Raw genomic sequence first — 17933 nt, forward strand, 5'->3', positions numbered from 1 at the left:
GGATTGCCCATTGATGCGACGATGGAAAATGAACTTGCCGGCTGAGCTTTGCGCGCCGTCTCTGTCATCACGCTGAGCAATTCATGCTGTCTCTTTCATATGGGCTCGGTTATGTGTGAATGACGGTCATCAAACCTTTGCAGAAGCGACACATGGCGGATTCAGGCGCAACGACGCCGATGCAAAGCAGCGATCGTGCGGTGGCCGCATCCGGCGCAGGCACGTCCGCAGGCAGCGACACGGCTGATGCAGCCGAGACGTCGGGTCCGTCTCACGATGGTTCGGAGCCGATCGCTGCGGAGAACCCGGCAGATGCGGCCCCTACGGCTTTGCCGGACCCCGCGAATGCAGGCGAAGAGATCGAGCTGAAGCTGCTGGTCGCACCGGATCAGCTCGCCGATTTTCATCACGCGCCGATCGTGGTTGCGCATGCGCGCAACAAGGGCACGCGCAAGCATCTCAAATCTGTCTACTACGACACGCCGAAGCGCACGTTGTGGAAGAACGGCTTCACGCTGCGGGTGCGCCAGAGCGGTACGCGCTTCGTCCAGACCGTGAAGGCGCAGCACAGCGACGATCCGCTCAAGCGCGGCGAGTGGGAGGCGAGCGTGACCTCGATCGCGCCCGATGCGGCGCTGGCGGCCGCCTTGCTTCCCGAGGAGCTGCGCGCGGCCGTGACGGATGCACCGCTGCAGGCGGTGTTCACGGCCGATGTCCATCGTCACGCGCGGCTGCTCGACCTGCCCGGCGCGGTACTCGAGATTGCATTCGACAGCGGCATCATCAAAGCCGGCGATGACAGCGAAGAGGTCAGCGAGATCGAGCTGGAGCTGAAGAGCGGCGACCCGGCCACGATCTACGAGACCGCCCTTCGCCTGGCCGAGCACGGCACGGTGCGGCCGTCGATCCGCAGCAAATCAGCCCGCGGCTTCGATCTCGCGGCGGGCAAGGCCCCGGGCGCCGAGAAGCCGCGCAAACCGCGCCTCGATCCGGCGGTGTCGCTCGACGAAGCCTTCGCCGTCATCCTGCGCAGCAGCTTCCATCATCTGCTGCAGGCGATGCCCGCGGCCGAAGACGGCCGCGATCCTGAAGGCGTGCATCAGTTGCGCGTGGCGCTGCGCCGGCTGCGCGCGGCCCTGCATCTCATGCGGCCGCTCGGCACCTCGGCGACACTGCAAGGTCTGGAGGACGATGCGCGCTGGCTGGCGCAGAACCTGTCGGCCGCGCGCGATCTCGACGTGTTCCTGACGCAGACGCTGCCGGACATCGCGGAGGCCTGTCCGACCGTCGCCGGTTTCGAGACGCTGCAGGGGCTCGCCGAACGCCAGCGCGAGCTCGCCTATCGCAAGCTGCGCGTCGCGCTGGCCGAACGCCGCAGCACCTCCTTCGTGCTCGGGCTCGGCGGCTGGATCGTGACACGGGGCTGGCGCAACGACGTCTCGCCCGACGTGCTCGGACGGCTCGCGGGACCCGCGATCGATTTCGCCGGCCACGTGCTGTCGGAGCGGCATCAGAAGGTGCTCAAGCGCGGCCGCCATTTCAAGACGCTGCCGGCCGAGCGCCGCCACCGGCTGCGCCTGGTGCTGAAGAAGTTGCGCTACAGCATCGACTTCCTGCTGCCGCTCTATGGTGCGAGCAAGCCGACCAGGCGATACGCCAGGTCGCTCGCCGGCCTGCAGGAGGAGCTCGGCCACTACAACGACATGGCGGTGACCGCCGGCGTCATCGACAGCCTCGGCACAACGTCGACGGATGCTGCGATCGCGGCCGCCGCGATCACCGGCTGGCACGCGCATGCGATGGCCGGCGTCGAACAGCCGCTCCGTGACGCCTGGCGCGCGTTCACGAAGACACCGACGCCGTGGCAGCCCGAGGAGGCGTGATCGCGTCGCCTGCGGTTCCGCGGGATCCAAACCCGCATTGATCTGGTTCAAGGACGTGCGATCGCGATGCATGCCAGGATGAGCTCATGAAGATATCCAGCGTGACCTGCCCCCATTGCCGTGCGGTCTATGAGATCGCGGAATCCACATCCGCAGCCGGCGCCGCCGGCCGCTTCGACTGTGGCGTCTGCGGAACGCCGTTGGCGGCGTGGGAGGAACCGAAGCTGCGGGCCTTCCGTCTCGACGTGGCGCCGGAGCACAAATATCCGCGCGTGCCGACCCCGCCCTGCTTCGCCTGACGCGCGCGTTCCGAAATCCGGAACACCCTGCATGACCGGTCCACGGTGCCCTTGCATCCTCGCATGGCGCCATCGCCGGCGGCTGCTTGCCTGGGTTTTTCGCGCGGGCCATAGTCGGCCCCGATCGCGCGGTGACCGCGCGGCCGTTTCGGCCGTGCCTGCCGCGACGGCGACAATCCTCCAGCGAGCAGTTCTTTTCTCATGCCCATCATCAACAGCATTGCCGCGCTTTCCGACGAAATGGCCGCGTGGCGTCACGACTTCCATGAAAACCCCGAGCTGCTGTACGAGGTGCATCGCACCGCCGGCATCGTCGCCGACAAGCTGCGCGAATTCGGCTGCGACGAGGTCGTGACCGGCATCGGCCGCACCGGCGTGGTCGGCGTGATCCGCGGCCGCAACGCGGGCTCGGGCCGGACCATCGGCCTGCGCGCCGACATGGACGCGCTGCCGATCGAGGAAACCTCGGGCGTGCCCTACGCGTCGAAGACGCCCGGGCTGATGCATGCCTGCGGCCATGACGGCCACACCGCGATGCTGCTGGGCGCGGCGAAACATCTCGCCGAGACGCGCAATTTCGACGGCACCGCGATCGTGATCTTCCAGCCGGCGGAAGAAGGCGGCGCTGGTGGCAAGGCGATGGTCGATGACGGCCTGATGACCCGCTGGGGCATCCAGGAGGTCTATGGCATGCACAACATGCCGGGCGTGCCGGAAGGCCATTTCGAGATTTCGCCCGGCGCGATGCTCGCCTCGGCCGACGCGATCCATATCAAGGTCACCGGCAAGGGCGGCCATGGCGGCGCCGGCCCGCATCGCGCGGTCGACAGCATCCTGATCGCCTCGCAGATCGTCAACGCGCTGCAGTCGATCGTCGCCCGCAACGTCGATCCCTTGAAGTCGGCTGTGATCTCGATCTGCTCGATCCATGGCGGCACCACCTTCAACGTGATCCCCGAGACGGTCGAAATGCTCGGCACCGTCCGCACGCTCGATCCGGAGATCCGCGATCTCGTCGAGAAGCGCATCGTCGAGGTCGCCGAGGCCACCGCGCGCGCCTATGGCGGCACGGCGGAAGCGATCTACGAGCGCAAATATCCGGTCACGATGAACCACCCGGCGCAGGCCGCCTTCGCCGCCGACGTCGCCCGCGAGGTCGCCGGCTCCGAGCGCGTCAACGACCGCGCCATTCCCTTGATGGGCGGCGAGGATTTCGCCTTCATGCTCGAAGCCCGCCCCGGCGCCTTCGTCTTCATCGGCATGGGCCCGGGCAACGAGTGCCACCACCCGGCCTACCGCTTCAACGACAACATCCTCAGCGCCGGCGCCTCCTATTGGGTGAAGTTGGTCGAGAAGAGCATGCCGGCAAACTGATCAGTCGATGAAAGCGAGGGTGGGCAAAGCGGCCGCCGAAAGTCGGCAGCTTGCCCACCCTCAGACGGCATACTCCGCCGCAAAACGGTGGGCACGGCGGCGCCTTTGCCCACCCTAAGGCCACAGCCCTGAGCAAACAGTCTGTATTGCGTCGCTGCGCTCGCCATGACGGTCGTGGCGGCCACCGAACGCTCCAAGAGCTCCGTCATCGCGAGCGCCAGCGAAGCGATCCAGGGGCTCCGCGCACCGGCCAAAATGGCGCGCGCTTCAAGCACCAATAGAACAGTTCGCTCCGTATCGAAACGTCGAGCCCGGCCAGCGGCTACGAGAAGGTGTCCTTCTCCCGCCCGCGAGCCACAATGCAGAGCCGCACAGACCTCATCCGAGACCTCGCCCTTCTGCTCCTGCTCTCCACGCTGTGGGGCGCATCCTACACTTTCATCAAGATCGGCGTCGAAACCATCCCGCCGCTGACCTTGATCGCCGCGCGCACGCTGATCGCGGGCCTGTTGCTAGGAGCTATCATCCGCAGCCGTGGTATCACTTGGCCGCGAGACGGCGCGACCTGGCGGCGTTTCGCGGTGCAGGCCGGCCTCAACAGCGTCGTCCCGTTCACGCTGATCGCCTGGGCAGAGCGCAGCGTCGACGCCGGCCTCGCCACGATCCTGAACGCGACCTCGCCGATCTTCACCTTCCTGCTGACCGTGCTGGTCACGCGGCACGAGCCGGTCACCTGGCGCAAACTCGGCGGCGTGGGCGCAGGCCTCGCCGGCACCTGCCTGATCGTCGGCGTCGAGGCGCTGCGCGGGCTCGGCGAGCAGTTGACGGCGCAGGTCGCGATCGTCGCCGCCACCATCTGCTATGCCGGCGCCGCGATCGTCGGAAAGGGCTTCAAGGGACTCGACCCGATGCTGCCGGCCGCGGGCTCGCTGCTCACGGGCGCCGCGATCCTGCTGCCGCTCGCACTCGCCATCGACCATCCCTGGACGCTGTCGCCGTCGCTGCGTTCCGTGCTGGCGCTGGTTGCGCTCGCGACCGTCTCGACCGCGGCTGCGATGGTGATCTATTTCCGCCTGCTGCAGACGCTTGGCTCGATCGGTGCGACCGCGCAATCCTATCTGCGCGTGCCGGTCGGCGTCGCCATCGCCGTGGTCGGCCTCGGCGAGCGCCTCGCGCCGACGGCGCTGATCGGCCTCGGCTGCATCGTCATCGGCGTGATCGCGATGACGATGCCGCCGCGCAAACCGGCCTAGCTCAGCGCGATCGCCACCTTGCCGAAATGCGCGCCGCTCGACATGTAGTGGAACGCCTCGCGCGCGTCGGCGAAGGCAAACACGCGATCGACCACCGGCCTGGCCTGATGCTGCGCCAGCGCGTGCGCGAACGCCTGCAGATCGTCGACCGAGCCGACCGTGACGCCCTGCAGCCGCTGCTGCTGCATCACCATCAACGGCAGGCGCAGCTCGGACGCCGGCGCGCCGGCGAGCACGCCGATGAAGGCGATGGTGCCGCCGATCTTCGTCGCGCGGATCGACTCGTTGAGCGTGCCGACGCCGCCGACCTCGACGACGAGATCGACGCCCTGCCCGGTGATCTCGCGTGCCTTCTTGCCCCAGTCCGGCGTGGTCTTGTAGTTCAGCGTGACGTCGGCGCCGAGCGCCCTGAGCCGTTCGATCTTCTCCTCGCTCGACGACGTCGAAATCACCCGCGCGCCGGCCATCTTGGCGATCTGGAGCGCGAAGATCGAGACGCCGCCGGTGCCCTGCGTCAGCACCGTCTGCCCCGGCCTGATGCCGCCGAGCTTGATCACCGCGCTCCAGGCGGTGACGCCCGCGCAAGGCAGGCACGCGGCTTCGATGTCGCTGAGATGGGCCGGCGTCTTAACCAGCGCGTGCGCGGGAAAGATGCGATATTCCGTCAGCGTGCCGTCGACGGCGCCGCCAAGCGCCGCGCGCATCTTGGTCTCGCTCGGCTCGCCTCCGGTCCAGCTCTCGAAGAAGCTGCCGATGACGCGATCGCCCGCCGTGAAGGCCGCGACGCCCTCGCCCGCCGCCTCGACGATTCCGGCGCCGTCCGACAGCGGCACCAGCGGAAATTTCTGCCGCGAGCCGTAGCCGCCGCGCACGGTGAGGAGGTCGCGATAGTTGATGCTCGCAGCCGTCAGCCGCACCAGCACCTCGCCGCGGCCCGGCTGCGGGACCGGCTTGTCCACCAGCGCCAGCGCATCGATCCCGCCCGGCCCCTGCAGCTCCCAGCATTTCATCGCGTCTCTCCCTGCCCGTGTGCGCGCCGTTGCCTCGCGCGTCATGCAGCAATGGTGGAGGGTTTCCGGCGCGCGATCAAGCCGGGCCTCGTTCCGCGCCGCGGACAAACAAGGCCTCTCGCGCGGATGCTAGGGCGACGGCATGTCGGGCGCCGTCGGCCTGTCGCCATCGACCAGGGGGATGACGACATGGCTGATGACATACTCGGTGCCGAACCAGGTGATGATGATCGTGATCAGCAGCAGCCCGGCCAGCAGCATCATGTCGCGTCGATCCATCTGATACATACGCGACAGCCGAGCGCCCGTTTCGCATGGGACCCATGTCCGGGCGTGACGGATGCGCGGTGCTGCAGCGGCACGAGGAACTCAGCCCTCACGGCCTCGCTCTGCGGCATCACACCGCCGGCTCGAAGCGGATGCGGCAGAGCAGGCCCTCCTCGCGGAAATCCTGCTCGATGCTGCCGCCGATCGCCGCAAGGCTCGCGCGGATCATGCGCGTGCCGAACCCCTCGCCCGGCGGCGGCGCGATCGGGTGCGGACACAGCTCGCGCCAGGTCACGGTGCTGCGGCCGCCGTCCTGTGCGAGCTGTACCTCGAGCCGCCCGCCCTCGCCGCGCAGCGCGCCGTATTTGACGGCGTTGGTCGCGAGCTCATGAAGCACCAGCGCGAGGTTGCGCGCCGCCTCGCCGCCCAGCGGGACATCCTGCCCGTCCACCGTCACCACGCCGGACTCGCGATAGGGCTGCAGCTCGGCCTCGATCAGCATGCGCAGGCTCATGCGGCGGTGATCCGACCAGGCCAGCGTGTTGGCGCGCGCCACCGCGTCGAGCCGCATCGCGATCGCCTCGCCCTTGGCGCGATCCTCCCCCGACAAGCTCGAGCGGACGATGGCCTGGAACACCGCGAGCTGATTGTTGACGCGGTGTCGGAGTTCGCCGAGCAGCAGCTCGCGCGACTGCTCGCTGTGCTTCAGCTCCGCGAGCGCGCGGCGGCACAGATGCGAAAGCCAGATCACCAGCGCCGCCGTGCTCAGAAAGCCGATGAGATTGACGGCCTCGGTATGATCGGGCCGGTCGGTGAATCCGACGAGGACGACTGTCGCGGAGAGCCATGCAGCAAAGACGCCGGCAGGAATTCCGCCGAACAGGGCCGCGAACACCACTGCCGGATAGAACGTCGCGTAAGGCAGTGTGGCGCCGGCGGCATCGAGCGCGATACGCCCGCCGGTCGCCATCGCGACGGCCAGCGTGGTGAGCAGGAACGCGGTCGCCGACCACGGTCTGCTCCGAACGATCCAATCTGAAAAACTCCGACCCGCGCGCACGATTGACCCCGAGCGCAAGGTCTATCGCCGCACGCTGATGGGAACAAGCTGCAGGAACTGCCGGGAGAAGCCAAAATTTTTGGAACCTTTCTCAGTGCTCTGCGTTTAGGCGCGCCATGGAGTTGGCGATGCGGTGGGAACCGGATGGCCGCGTCACGATCTCAGTCGCGAGCGGAACGTGGTGCTGATGACGACCTGTTACGCGCGCCGCCTGGCCGCCCTCGTGCGCAGGGCACCGCGATTCGAAATGGCGTGGGCGCAGACGGTATCAGAACGCTCCGCGCCTGAGAGCTTGTAGCCGGCAGCGCCTGCCGCGCTAATTCTAGCGGCTTGAAGCTGAGCGCCGCAGAGCCGATCATGGCGCGCCATGACGACGAAATCGCGCGAGAGACTTTATGGGGCCGGCATCCGCATCGCGCAGGAGCAGGCCGCGCGTGCGCGCAAGCAGGCCGATCGCCTCGCCTGCGACGCCTGGAACAAGCGCATGCTCGGCTACAAGGGACCGGCGCAACCGTCGCCGCTGCTCGGCGATGCGCTCAATGCCGGCTACTACTATCTCGAAGTGCGCTGCCTGGGCTGCGACACCAACCAGACCGTCGCGCTCGACATCATCAGGCGCGCCAAGACCACGCCGATCCACGAGCTCGAACGCTACATGCGCTGCCAGGATTGCTCGCGGCGAACCGGCCGCCCCTACAAGCGCAGCGCGCTGGTGGCGTTGCGCGAGACCAAGATCTCGGCCGCGCATCCGGCGTCGACATGGTGGCCCGGCGAGCGATAGAGATGCGCATCCGACCGCGCAACGACCGATCGTGCGCAGAGGTATTCGAATCTGGCGATGAGCAAATTTTTCGAGAGACCCGGAACAATGCGGAGCCCTCGTCGTTTCGAAATCTTGCCGGCGCGGCAGGGAAGCGAAACATGTCAGAGTTGATCACCCAGCCGGACAAGCTGCGGGCGGATGCGGCCGAATGCGCGCTGATCCGTGATCTCGCCACCGATCGCGACAAGCGCGAGCTGTTCGCGCGTCTTGCCGAACATCTGAGCACGCTGGCGGCCGAGGTCGAGCGCGCCGCACGTGCGGCCAATCTGAGCGAGCGCTGACCTTTCGAGAGCGCTGCCGGCCGCGCAGACGTCACCGCGCATGCGCGTCGCCCGCCGGCCCTTGTGGACCCATCGGCCACACAATCGCACGAATAGGCTCTGCTATGTCAGATCGCGCGCAGCGTCCGATTCGCTGCGGCGACACGACAACCTCTTTTCCGCGGATGCCATCTTGCGATCTCGTCTCCCCCGCCTCGCCTGCGTCGCGCTGTTGCTCGCGACGGCGTCTCCAGCCTCCGCGCGCGATCTGGTCGGCCGCGTCAGCATCGTCGATGGCGATACGCTGGACATTCATGGCGAACGCATCCGGCTGTGGGGCGTCGATGCGCCCGAAAGCGCGCAGCTCTGCCGCGGGCGCGATCGCAAGGCATACCGTTGTGGCGCGCTGTCCGCCAATACGCTGGACGCCTTCACGCGCGGCAAGACGGTGCGCTGCGCGCCGATCGAAGGCGACCGCTACGGCCGCATCGTCGCGCGCTGCTCCGCCGGGGGCACCGATCTCGGCCAATTCCTGGTGTCGCGCGGGCTCGCCATCGAGGAGCCGCAATATTCTCACGGCGCCTATGCGCCCGACCAGCTTGCCGCACGCCGCGGCAGCCGCGGCATCTGGTCCGGCCGCTTCATCGCGCCACCACTCTATCGCAGCTGCATGCATGCCGGCGGGACGACTTCAACGTGCTCGGACGATCAGATGCCAAGTCAGATGCCAAGTCCGGTGCCAAGTCAGATGCCAAGGCGCTGACGGCGTCCGCGAGAGGACGCGGCCGGAATTGCCACGCGCGGGCCCGGCGCGCTACGGTCGCGCACCGCAAGGCCAGGACTGGATGACGATGACAGAGACGAAAACGCGCGTGGCGATCCTGTTCGGAGGGCGCTCGGCCGAGCACGACGTCTCCCGGGCATCGGCCGCCAACATCTTCCGCTCGCTCGATGCGAGCCGCTACGCCGTCACCCTGATCGGCATCACGCCCGATGGTCGCTGGGTGCTCGCCGACGCGGCCAATGATGCCACCTCGACCGCATTGACTGTGCCGGCGGACGCACCTGCCATCGTGCTGCTGCCCGCCGGCCAGGGCCGCGCGCTCGTCGTCGACAGCAGCGCCGCCGCGCCGCGCGAGCTCGCCTTCGATGTGATCTTTCCGGTGCTGCACGGCCCGAACGGCGAGGACGGCACCGTGCAGGGCGCGCTCGAACTGGCCGATGTCGCCTATGTCGGCGGGCGCGTGCTGGGGTCGGCTGTGGCGATGGACAAGGACGTCGCCAAGCGGCTCTTGCGCGACGCCGGCCTGCCGATCGTGCCGTTCGTCACGATGACCGCCACGGCCCCGGTGAGCTATGACGTCGCCGTTCAGGCCGTGGGCTCGTCCGAGCTGTTCGTCAAGCCGGCCAATCTCGGCTCCTCCGTCGGCATCTCCAAGGCCCGCAACGCCGCCGAATTCGACGCCGCCTGCACGCTCGCGCTGCGTTTCGACCGCAAGATTCTGATCGAGCGCTGCATCGCGCCGGTGCGCGAGATCGAATGCGCCGTGCTGGAGCGCGCCGATGGCGAGGTCTCAGCCTCCGAGCTCGGCGAGATCGTGCCGGCGGACAGCCACGGGTTCTATTCCTATGAGGCGAAATACACGGACGCCTCGGGCGCCTCGCTGCACGTCCCGGCGCAGGTCGAGCCGGCGCTCGCCGCGCGCCTCCGCCAGATGGCGGTCGAGGTGTTCAACGCGCTCTGCTGCGAGAGCCTGGCGCGCGTCGATTTCTTCGTCCGCGGCGAGGAGGTCTACGTCAACGAGGTGAACACCCTGCCCGGCTTCACCAACATCAGCATGTACCCGAAGATGTGGGAAGCCACCGGCCTGCCCCAGCCCGCGCTGATGGACAGCCTGATCGCGCATGCTCTGGCGCGGCACGCGCGGCTGCGGGAGCTGGCGTCGCAGCGCTGAGGCTCCCTGGGCGCAGCGTGTCAGCGCGGTGCGACCTTGACGCCGTCAGCGACGCGGTCACTGGGATAGATGATCACGATATCGCCGACGGCGACGCCCTCGGCCACGGCCGCGAAGCGGCCGGAACGGCGGATGATCCGCAATTTTCGCAGCTCGGTACGCCCGTCCTTCAGCACGAACACCGACCAGTCGTCGCCGCGCCTGAACAGCGCGCCGGTCGGCACGATGGTCGCATCGTCCTGGGTGAAGACGACGATCTGCGCATCGAGTTGATAGGCGTCGCCGAGCCGCTGCCATTGCTCGGCCGGCGAGACGATGTCGATCAGCACATTGACGCGCTGCTCCTCGACACCAAGCGTGGAGATCTTGGTGAAGGCCGCCGGCTCGACGCGGCGAACCCGGCCCGACAGGCGGCCCGCCCCGCCCCAGCGATCGATCGTGACGTCGGCGCCGGGACGGATCTCCACCGCATCGGTGCTGAGCACGTCCACGACCACTTCGAGATCGTGGGGATCGCCGAGCTCGAGCAGGGGCGATCCAGGCTGCACCATGGTCTCGCTTTCCTGGATCAATTTCAACACGAGACCGCCGACCGGCGCCGTCACGTTCCAGCTGCCGGCCGGCACTTCGGCATCGGTGCTGCTGCCGTAGCGCGCCAGCATCGCACGAAGCTGATCGAGCTCGTGCCCGGCGCCATGGTCGACATATTCGGCCGCACGCAGATCCCGCTCGGCGATCCGCAGCGCGAGCTCGGCGCGCTCCTTGGCTTGCACCGTCGCAGCCCCGCTTGCGGCCAACGCTGTGGTGCGCGCCAGATCGGCGCTCGCCTGCGCGCTCTGCGCCTGCGCCCGCGCCACCACCGCTTTCGCGCGCTCGACGTTCGCTTCGGCCGCGCCGAGCCGCTCCTCCACCTCGCGGCGCGCGCGCGGATCGAGCAGCGGCGCCGGCGCCGGCATGATGGTGGCGACCAATTCGTCGGCCCTAACCTGGTCGCCTGCCTTGAAGCGGATGCGTCCGAGACGGCCGGAGAGCGGCGCGGCCACGACATAGCGCTGGCGCACGCGCGTCTTGCCGTCGTCCTCCACGGTCGCAACGAAGCGTCCTTTCGTCACCGTGGCCGTCTCCACCGGCACGGGGCTCGGCATCACCATCCAGGCGACGACCGCGGCAACCGCGAGACCCGCTGACACGATGACGAGACGGCGCAACACGGGACGCATGCTCATTCCCTGGTCTTGAGAGCAGCAACCAGATCGAGTCGGTCGACCCGCCTGCGGACGATGATGGCGCTGATCGCGGCGCTGGCCAACACGACTGCGGTCGCGATCAGATAGGTGCGCGGCGCGATCACGCCGGGGATCTGAAAACTCTCGCTGGAATGCAGCCGCGCGATCAGCGCGATGATGCCGCGTGACAGCAACAGGCCCAGCGGAATCCCGACCGCGACCTCGAGCGCGAATTCACTAAACAGGATGCCCGCGACCTCGCCGCGGCTGAAGCCGAGCACGCGCAGGCTGGCGAGCTCCCACGCCCGCTCCTGCAGGCTGATGCGGGCGCTGTTGTAGACCACGCCGACGGTGATGATCGCAGCGAAGCCGGTGAGGATGCCCGCTGTGACGAACACGAGGCCCGCGATCTTGTCGATGAAGGATGAGACGGCATAGGCCTTCATCGAGACGGATTCGATCATCGGCAGGCTCTTGAACCGCGTGCCGAGGGCGGCCAGCGCCGCCGGGTCGACATGCAGGCTGGCGGCCGAGATCACCGTGCCTTCGCCGGTGAAGCGGTTGAGCGTGTCGATGTCCATGTAGGACGCCATCCCGATCGCCTCGTCGACGATGGCGCTGACCGGGACGTCGCGCCGCCGCCGCCGGCCCTCCATCGCCTCGACGGTGACGAGGTCGCCGGCGCCCAGCGCCAGCCGCTCGGCAAGCCGCCGCGTCAAGGTGATGCCGTCGGGCGCCGCCACGATCGGATGGCGCGCGGCATCATGCGGCCGGCGCAATTCGTCCGTCGCCGCGAGGCCGATCACCGAGGTCAAGTAGCTGCGGTGGCCGGCGCGCAACCGCACCGGCACGATACGCTGGCCCTCGGCCAGGAGCACGCCCGGCTGCCGCGCCAGATCGCGCAATACGCCACGATCCACGGGATGCGGAAAGGTGATCGTGGCGTTGCCGCGCTCGACGAGATTGAACTGGAGCTCGATCATCTCGCCGATCGCATCGCGCCAGAAGATCCCGAGCACCATCATCGGTACCGCGAAGGCGATACCGACGACGGTGAACAGCGAGCGGAATGGCCGTCCTGCAACGTTGCGCAGCATCATCATCCGCCGCGCGTGCCGCGCGCCGCCGGGCATCATCAGCTCGATCCAGGAGCGGCGGAAGCCCAGCGGCATCGCCGGCCGCATCGCCTCCGCCGGCGCGAGGCCAACGACGGCCCGCAGCGCCGTGATCACGCCCAGCGAGCCGGCCGCGGCGCTGATCGCGATGCCCGCGAGGATCGCCCAGGGCGCAAGCCGGAACGGCAGTTCCGGCAGGCGGAAGAAGCCGTGATAGCTCGCGATCATCGCCTGTCCGAAGCCAAAGCCGCCGGCGATGCCGAGCAGCGAGCCGATCAGCACGATCACCAGCATCAGCGCGAGATAGTGCAGCGTCAGCGCCGGGGTCGGAAACCCCAGCGCCTTCAGCGCCGCGATCTGCTCGCGCTGCGCCGCGACCAGCCGCCCGAGCGCGCTGTTGAGCAGGAAGGCGGCGACGCCGAAGAAGATGATGGGGATGGTGATCGACATCACCTTCTGCTGGTTGAGCTCATCCTCGAGAAACCGGTTCGACGGCTGGTCGCGCCGCGCGATCGCGCCGATCGAGCCGTACGGCTCGAGCAGCCGGTCGAGTTCCTCGATGACGGATTGCGCATCGGCCCCCGGCGCCAGCGCGACAGCCGCGTCGTTGAACGCGCCCTTCATGTCGAAGGCGGCCTCGGCCGCGCTGCGGTCGACCCACAGGATAGCGTAGAGGCGATCGTCCGGGATCGGCAATCCCGGCCGCACGGCGTAGACATATTCCGAGGACAGCGCGATGCCGGAGACCCGGAACGCCTGCAGCCGGCCGTTGAGCAGCACGCGGATTTCGTCACCCGGCTTCACCCCGTTAGCCTCGGCAAAGGCCTCGTTGACGGCGGCGCTGCGCGCATCACCCGGCGCTGGCGCCGTGCCGCGGCGCAGATGCAGCCGGGCCAACGGCTCGTCGCCGGCGCGGCTGAGCGAGACGAGGCGCGCCGACACCGGCTGCGACGCGGCCGGCGCGTCGACGATGACCTCGCGCACGATGCGCGGCTCGACCGCCATGGTCCCGTCGATGGCGTTGAGCCGCGGGACCAGCGTCAGCGGCGCGCGCTTCAAGGTGACGAAGACCTGCGGAAACTGCGCCTGCGCATAGAACTGCTCGCAGCCGTCGCGCAGCGATTGATAGGTCGAGATCGAGCCGACGAACACTGCGACCCCCGCGGCCACCAGCAGCGCGATCGTGATCACCTGCCCGCGCATGGCGCCGACGTCGCGCCAGAGCTTGCGGTTGAGCAGGCTCACCACGTCACCTCCTCGGCCGAGAGCCGCCGCGGATTGCGCGTCTCGCCGACGATGCGGCCACCGCCGAGCCGCAGCACGCGGTCGGCCATGCCGGCGATCGCCGCATTGTGGGTGATGACGATGGTGGTGGTGCCGAGCCGTTGATTGGCGCGCGCGATCGCGGCCAGCACGACCTTGCCGGTCTCGTAGTCGAGCGCGCCGGTCGGCTCGTCGCACAAGAGCACATCGGGCGCCTTGACGATGGCGCGGGCCACCGCGACCCGCTGCTGCTCGCCGCCGGACAGTTGCGAGGGAAAGTGGTCGATCCGCTTCTCGAGGCCGACGAGCTTCAACACCTCCAGCGGATCGAGCGGCCTCTCGGCGATCTCGGTGACTAGCTGGACGTTCTCGAGCACCGTCAGGCTCGGGATCAGATTGTAGAACTGGAACACGAAGCCGACATGCTCGCGCCGGTAGCGCGTGAGCTCGGCGTCATCGGCGCCGACCAGCTGATGATCGCGCCACTGCGCATCGCCAGACGTCGGACTGTCGAGCCCGCCCAGGATGTTCAGCAAGGTGGACTTGCCGGAGCCGGAGGGGCCGAGCAGCACCACGAACTCGCCCTCGTAGATGTCGAGATCGACGTCACGCAACGCATGCACCTCGACCTCGCCCATGCGATAGGTCTTGGAGAGCTTGCGTGCGCGAAACACCGGCGCGGCGCCCGGTGGCTCCGGAGGCGCGGCAGCATTCGGATCATCGATTGCGGTCGGACTCGTCAAGCTGTGCTTCCGTGGCGGCAAGCGTCCCGCGTCCCAACCATCGGTCAGCAGCCGCCCGTGTCAGTTGATGCAGGTCAAGCGCGCGGCATCACCCGCACCCGGCACGGCATGCGCAGTCAGGGAACTGGCGTCGCAGCGCTGAGCGCCTATATCCGGCCAGCGACGTCGTTGCCCCAGGGTCACGGATGTGCCTGAATAATCTCGATCATGGTGAGGATACCAGTGAACGGACACCGCCTCTCCATCTTTCGGGCGTTGCTGATCGCGCTCTGTCTGGTCGCGGCGGTCGCCGTGCCCGCGCGGAGCGACGACGAAGCCTCACACATCAGGAAAATCGAGAACAGCGAGTTCGACGGCATCGACTTCAAGGGACAAAGCGAATTCGAAATTCACGATCCGGACCTCCTGCCGAAGCAGCTCGTGCGGGCGATCGAGCAGACCTACTGCCGATACAAGGAAAATCTCGAGACGTTGCCCGTCCGCTTCCTATTCGTCGAGAAAAGGCGGTTCGTGCTCGTGCCCTGCTCCGGGATCGCGATCACATGGCACGAGATCTTCGACCTTCAGAACAGCCGGCGCCCCCGCTTGCTACAGCTCGCAAAGATGGCTCCGGAGCGCGGCTTCGTGGCAGCCGACAATGCCGGCTTCGTCACCTGGAACAAGGACGACCAGGTGTTCGAGGCCACCGGAGGAAACGACATGTGTACGGGAGCAGTCCGGCACATCTACAAGATCGCGCCTGATGCCAGGGAGCTGCCGCTGATCAGGGTCGACTACCGCCTCGACAATTGCGGAGACGGAGCTTGGAAGACCTTATGGACCGCGCCGCCCTGGCCGACACGCGAGCAGCTTCAGTGAAGCTGCCCTCGCCGCGCACCCGGCTCGCCATGGCGCCGTCCCCCCAAGGCTGGCCGCCCCGCCTCAGGGGTCCGCGACACCACGGCGATCAGCCGATGCACGCCCGATCCGACACATGCCCGCCATACGCTGCGGCTACCAATCGGACGGACAGCCTAGATGAGGAGCACCATGGCCGACAACGACCTCGACGTTTACCTGACCGCGCGCAACGTGCTGGTCGAACTGCGCCTGAATTTGGCCAAGGCCGTTGCGGCCGGCTACAAGAAGGGCGAAACGGAAACTGCGGTGAAGAGCCTCATCGAGGTCCAGCAGGCCATCGACGTGATCGACCACGCCAGCGAGGAGCTGGAGGAGCTCGACGAAGCCGAGCACGACGAGGACTGACGCGCTGGGCGCGGCCAGGCCTTGCCATGCAACGTCGACCTTCCTCAGGCAGGGTCGCCGCCGGTCTTCATCTGATCGTAGACGGCATCCACCACGAGCTCGGGATGCGTCTCGATCAGCTTAAGCAATATGCGCGCAGGTGCATCGGGTTCATTGCGGTGCTGCTCCCAATTCTGCAGCGTGCGCTCGTCGAGCCCGTACAGCAGAGAGAACTCCGTCTGTGACAACTGCTGCCGCTCGCGTATCTGTTTAACATCGACAGCTCCGATGCGAGCGACCGAGCAGTTCAAGCCAAATGAGGTAAGCCCGCTGATCATCTGCTCGACGTCGTCGACCTTGACCTCGACGGCAACCCGTTCTCCTGACGCCAGCCGGTCGATGGCACCATGGGCGCGCTTCAGACTCAGTCCGTAACGAACCAGCGTTTTCGCCAGTTCGACCGGACGAGACAGATCAGTCGCCTCCAGGAGAATCCGGTGGGCGGGGAAACCGGATGATCCGCGGTCTCCGGCCTTTGAAGAGGCCTGTCGTGCGAGTGCCTCCTTCAATGACAACTTGGTCGGCATCGGCCTCATCCAGCAGTTTGCGACCGATCGCATTCAAGCCGCGACGGCCGAGCGCTCCCGGTGATAATCCGTCGATGTGAGCCCGACGGATATGCAGAACAGGTCCCTCCAGCGTGACGCTGCCAAGGATCGATACAGTTCCCACGGGCGTGCGAAGCTCGACCAACATGACGTCTTGGTCGACATTGGTGACTTCCACGATGACGTCTTTGGGATCTAGCATACGCGGATCGCGTAGGGATTTCAAGGAGACTGCGGAGTGACAATGATACCATCCCACGCCGTGGCCAGCACAAGGACGCCTCAAGCCGTGCTCGCAACGACATAGATCAGCACGGCCGCACCCAGGCAGCGCCGCCAGGGATTGGCGCCGCGCGCGATCTCGTCGACCGCCCAGACGACCAGACTGGCTTTGACCAAGCAATCGAGATTGTCGCCTATTCGCCCTTGCGGGTGCCACACCCAGCCGACCACGCTTCCCACCAGCACGATCCACAGCGCCGGGTTCGGCATCTGGGCAATCGTGATCTCGCCGGTGGCGCGGTTGCGGAAGAACCAGTTCAGGAATTGCGACATCGCACCACCCGGGTTTGTTGGTCAGCCGGACGCTGCGTCAGGCTCCGCCGCGTTGCGGCCCTTCAGCCGGAGCTTTGCGGCGCATGATATGCCCGACACCGCGAGAGATGAACGGCCGTGCGGGAAGAAACAGCCGGTAGCCCAACTCCAGGACAGTGAGCACGCCCGGCAGCGATGCCACGCGCGCCGCCCAGCGCCAGCGTGGCAGGCGGCGCCAGACCTCGACGAAGGCCGCCGCGCCCGACAGCAGCCGCCCGTCGGCTGCGCGCACGTGGAACCGCGCCATCGCCTGCCCTTGAGTCAGGCCCTCCGGAGTCGCGGCGCCGGCCTTGGAGACGTCGACGAAACACAGCGCGCCCGCCTGATCCGTGCGGCTGTAATAGCCGATCTCCGCCCGGCACAGCGGACAGGAGCCGTCGAAGTAGACGGTCGATTGTGCAGGCTCTTGCGCCATGCGGATCTCCAAGACACCGACTAACGGTCCTGGAGCTTAAACGTCCGCGCGCGCGTTTTGGGTCTGTGGCTCGGCTATTTCGGTAAACGATGTCCTCATGGAACTGAGGTGACATCCAGACCTCTTACCGCAGCGCCATCGCATCACCGCGGCGGCATCTTCTCGAATTTCGGCAGCGCCGGATCGAGGTGATCCCAGGCGTATCCAGCCGCGGTCCAGGACACCAGTTGCGGCCGGTAGCGGCCGGGATCATCCAGGCTTGCCGGCGTCACGATGAAGACATCGGGCATCGCCGGAAACGTCAGGTGCATCGACGAGCCGCAGGTCGGACAGAAGGCGCGGCGCTTCACGGTGCCGCCGTCGCCGGTCGTTTCCCAGTGCGACACCTCGCCGTCGACCTTCACCTCCGCCGCGACGAAGGTGAGGTGCGACTGATGCCCGGTGCCGCTGTCGCGCTGGCATTGCCGGCACTGGCAGTCCAGCATCACCACAGGCTTACCCTTGATTTCGTAGCGCACAGCGCCGCAGGCACAGCCGCCGGCATAGACGTTTTTCATGTGA

20 protein-coding genes are annotated in these 17933 nt (G+C 67.4%); 10 read left to right on the forward strand and 10 right to left on the reverse strand.

Going from position 1 to position 17933, the window contains the following annotated elements:
• Positions 1 to 152: 152 nt before the first annotated feature.
• The 4 genes from ACQR1Y_RS03250 (at position 153) to ACQR1Y_RS03265 (ending at position 4809) form a co-directional block, all read left to right on the forward strand.
• On the forward strand, positions 153 to 1883 hold the full coding sequence (locus ACQR1Y_RS03250; RefSeq protein ID WP_434875439.1) for a CHAD domain-containing protein: 1731 nt from the start codon (positions 153 to 155) through the stop codon (positions 1881 to 1883).
• Positions 1884 to 1969: 86 nt separating this feature from the next.
• Positions 1970 to 2182 (forward strand): MJ0042-type zinc finger domain-containing protein, encoded by a 213-nt coding sequence (locus ACQR1Y_RS03255; protein WP_434858474.1) that lies wholly within the window; start codon positions 1970 to 1972, stop codon positions 2180 to 2182.
• Positions 2183 to 2383: 201 nt separating this feature from the next.
• Positions 2384 to 3556, forward strand: coding sequence for a M20 aminoacylase family protein (locus ACQR1Y_RS03260; protein WP_434858473.1), 1173 nt, complete (start codon positions 2384 to 2386; stop codon positions 3554 to 3556).
• Between the two features lie 359 nt (positions 3557 to 3915).
• Positions 3916 to 4809 carry a DMT family transporter gene (locus ACQR1Y_RS03265; RefSeq protein ID WP_434875438.1) on the forward strand — a complete coding sequence of 298 codons (894 nt, stop codon included), beginning with the start codon at positions 3916 to 3918 and terminating at the stop codon, positions 4807 to 4809.
• On the opposite strand, the gene ACQR1Y_RS03270 is transcribed toward ACQR1Y_RS03265, so the two are convergent.
• The 3 genes from ACQR1Y_RS03270 to ACQR1Y_RS03280 all read right to left on the reverse strand — a co-directional run bounded on the left by ACQR1Y_RS03270 (position 4806) and on the right by ACQR1Y_RS03280 (position 7146).
• Complete coding sequence (locus ACQR1Y_RS03270; RefSeq protein WP_434875437.1) at positions 4806 to 5819, reverse strand: zinc-dependent alcohol dehydrogenase family protein; 1014 nt, start codon at positions 5817 to 5819, stop codon at positions 4806 to 4808. The two genes, ACQR1Y_RS03265 and ACQR1Y_RS03270, sit on opposite strands and share 4 nt — an antisense overlap.
• Before the next feature lie 129 nt (positions 5820 to 5948).
• On the reverse strand, positions 5949 to 6083 hold the full coding sequence (locus tag ACQR1Y_RS03275; RefSeq protein WP_434875436.1) for a hypothetical protein: 135 nt from the start codon (positions 6081 to 6083) through the stop codon (positions 5949 to 5951).
• A 133-nt stretch (positions 6084 to 6216) separates the two neighbouring features.
• Entirely contained in the window at positions 6217 to 7146 is a 930-nt protein-coding gene (locus ACQR1Y_RS03280; protein WP_434875435.1) for a sensor histidine kinase, read from the reverse strand.
• A gap of 367 nt (positions 7147 to 7513) precedes the next feature.
• Between ACQR1Y_RS03280 and ACQR1Y_RS03285 the strand changes: the two genes are divergently transcribed.
• The 4 genes from ACQR1Y_RS03285 to ACQR1Y_RS03300 all read left to right on the forward strand — a co-directional run bounded on the left by ACQR1Y_RS03285 (position 7514) and on the right by ACQR1Y_RS03300 (position 10184).
• Positions 7514 to 7927, forward strand: a complete 414-nt coding sequence (locus tag ACQR1Y_RS03285) for a hypothetical protein (RefSeq protein ID WP_009028865.1) — start codon at positions 7514 to 7516, stop codon at positions 7925 to 7927.
• Between the two features lie 140 nt (positions 7928 to 8067).
• Positions 8068 to 8250, forward strand: a complete 183-nt coding sequence (locus ACQR1Y_RS03290; protein ID WP_434858469.1) for a hypothetical protein — start codon at positions 8068 to 8070, stop codon at positions 8248 to 8250.
• Positions 8251 to 8419: 169 nt separating this feature from the next.
• Entirely contained in the window at positions 8420 to 8992 is a 573-nt protein-coding gene (locus ACQR1Y_RS03295; RefSeq protein WP_434858780.1) for a thermonuclease family protein, read from the forward strand.
• An 88-nt stretch (positions 8993 to 9080) separates the two neighbouring features.
• The gene (locus ACQR1Y_RS03300; protein ID WP_434875434.1) at positions 9081 to 10184 is read left to right on the forward strand and encodes a D-alanine--D-alanine ligase family protein; all 1104 of its coding nucleotides are present in this window, start codon (positions 9081 to 9083) and stop codon (positions 10182 to 10184) included.
• A gap of 20 nt (positions 10185 to 10204) precedes the next feature.
• Here ACQR1Y_RS03300 and ACQR1Y_RS03305 read toward each other — a convergent pair whose 3' ends face one another.
• The 3 genes from ACQR1Y_RS03305 to ACQR1Y_RS03315 are packed head-to-tail and all read right to left on the reverse strand — an operon-like array spanning position 10205 to position 14426.
• A complete protein-coding gene (locus ACQR1Y_RS03305; RefSeq protein ID WP_434875614.1) occupies positions 10205 to 11404 on the reverse strand; it encodes an efflux RND transporter periplasmic adaptor subunit in 1200 nt (399 codons plus the stop codon).
• Between the two features lie 2 nt (positions 11405 to 11406).
• Complete coding sequence (locus ACQR1Y_RS03310; protein WP_434875433.1) at positions 11407 to 13773, reverse strand: ABC transporter permease; 2367 nt, start codon at positions 13771 to 13773, stop codon at positions 11407 to 11409.
• Positions 13767 to 14426 (reverse strand): ABC transporter ATP-binding protein, encoded by a 660-nt coding sequence (locus ACQR1Y_RS03315; protein WP_315787428.1) that lies wholly within the window; start codon positions 14424 to 14426, stop codon positions 13767 to 13769. The genes ACQR1Y_RS03310 and ACQR1Y_RS03315 overlap by 7 nt, the downstream gene beginning before the upstream one ends.
• A 327-nt stretch (positions 14427 to 14753) precedes the next feature.
• On the opposite strand from ACQR1Y_RS03315, the gene ACQR1Y_RS03320 reads away from it, so the two are divergent.
• Together ACQR1Y_RS03320 and ACQR1Y_RS03325 are read left to right on the forward strand one after the other, a co-directional pair.
• The gene (locus tag ACQR1Y_RS03320) at positions 14754 to 15389 is read left to right on the forward strand and encodes a hypothetical protein (protein WP_434875432.1); all 636 of its coding nucleotides are present in this window, start codon (positions 14754 to 14756) and stop codon (positions 15387 to 15389) included.
• Between the two features lie 171 nt (positions 15390 to 15560).
• The gene (locus ACQR1Y_RS03325; RefSeq protein WP_434858465.1) at positions 15561 to 15776 is read left to right on the forward strand and encodes a hypothetical protein; all 216 of its coding nucleotides are present in this window, start codon (positions 15561 to 15563) and stop codon (positions 15774 to 15776) included.
• Between the two features lie 44 nt (positions 15777 to 15820).
• On the opposite strand, the gene ACQR1Y_RS03330 is transcribed toward ACQR1Y_RS03325, so the two are convergent.
• The 4 genes from ACQR1Y_RS03330 to ACQR1Y_RS03345 all read right to left on the reverse strand — a co-directional run bounded on the left by ACQR1Y_RS03330 (position 15821) and on the right by ACQR1Y_RS03345 (position 17929).
• A complete protein-coding gene (locus ACQR1Y_RS03330) occupies positions 15821 to 16342 on the reverse strand; it encodes a helix-turn-helix domain-containing protein (protein WP_434875431.1) in 522 nt (173 codons plus the stop codon).
• Positions 16343 to 16645: 303 nt separating this feature from the next.
• Entirely contained in the window at positions 16646 to 16918 is a 273-nt protein-coding gene (locus ACQR1Y_RS03335) for a hypothetical protein (RefSeq protein ID WP_434875430.1), read from the reverse strand.
• Positions 16919 to 16955: 37 nt separating this feature from the next.
• Positions 16956 to 17372 (reverse strand): thiol-disulfide oxidoreductase DCC family protein, encoded by a 417-nt coding sequence (locus ACQR1Y_RS03340; RefSeq protein ID WP_434875429.1) that lies wholly within the window; start codon positions 17370 to 17372, stop codon positions 16956 to 16958.
• 143 nt (positions 17373 to 17515) lie between these two features.
• The gene (locus ACQR1Y_RS03345; RefSeq protein WP_434875428.1) at positions 17516 to 17929 is read right to left on the reverse strand and encodes a GFA family protein; all 414 of its coding nucleotides are present in this window, start codon (positions 17927 to 17929) and stop codon (positions 17516 to 17518) included.
• Between the last annotated feature and the right edge of the window lie 4 nt (positions 17930 to 17933).

Origin of the sequence: Bradyrhizobium sp. HKCCYLRH3099, assembly GCF_051167855.1 — a bacterium.
Classification (GTDB): Bacteria; Pseudomonadota; Alphaproteobacteria; order Rhizobiales; family Xanthobacteraceae; genus Bradyrhizobium.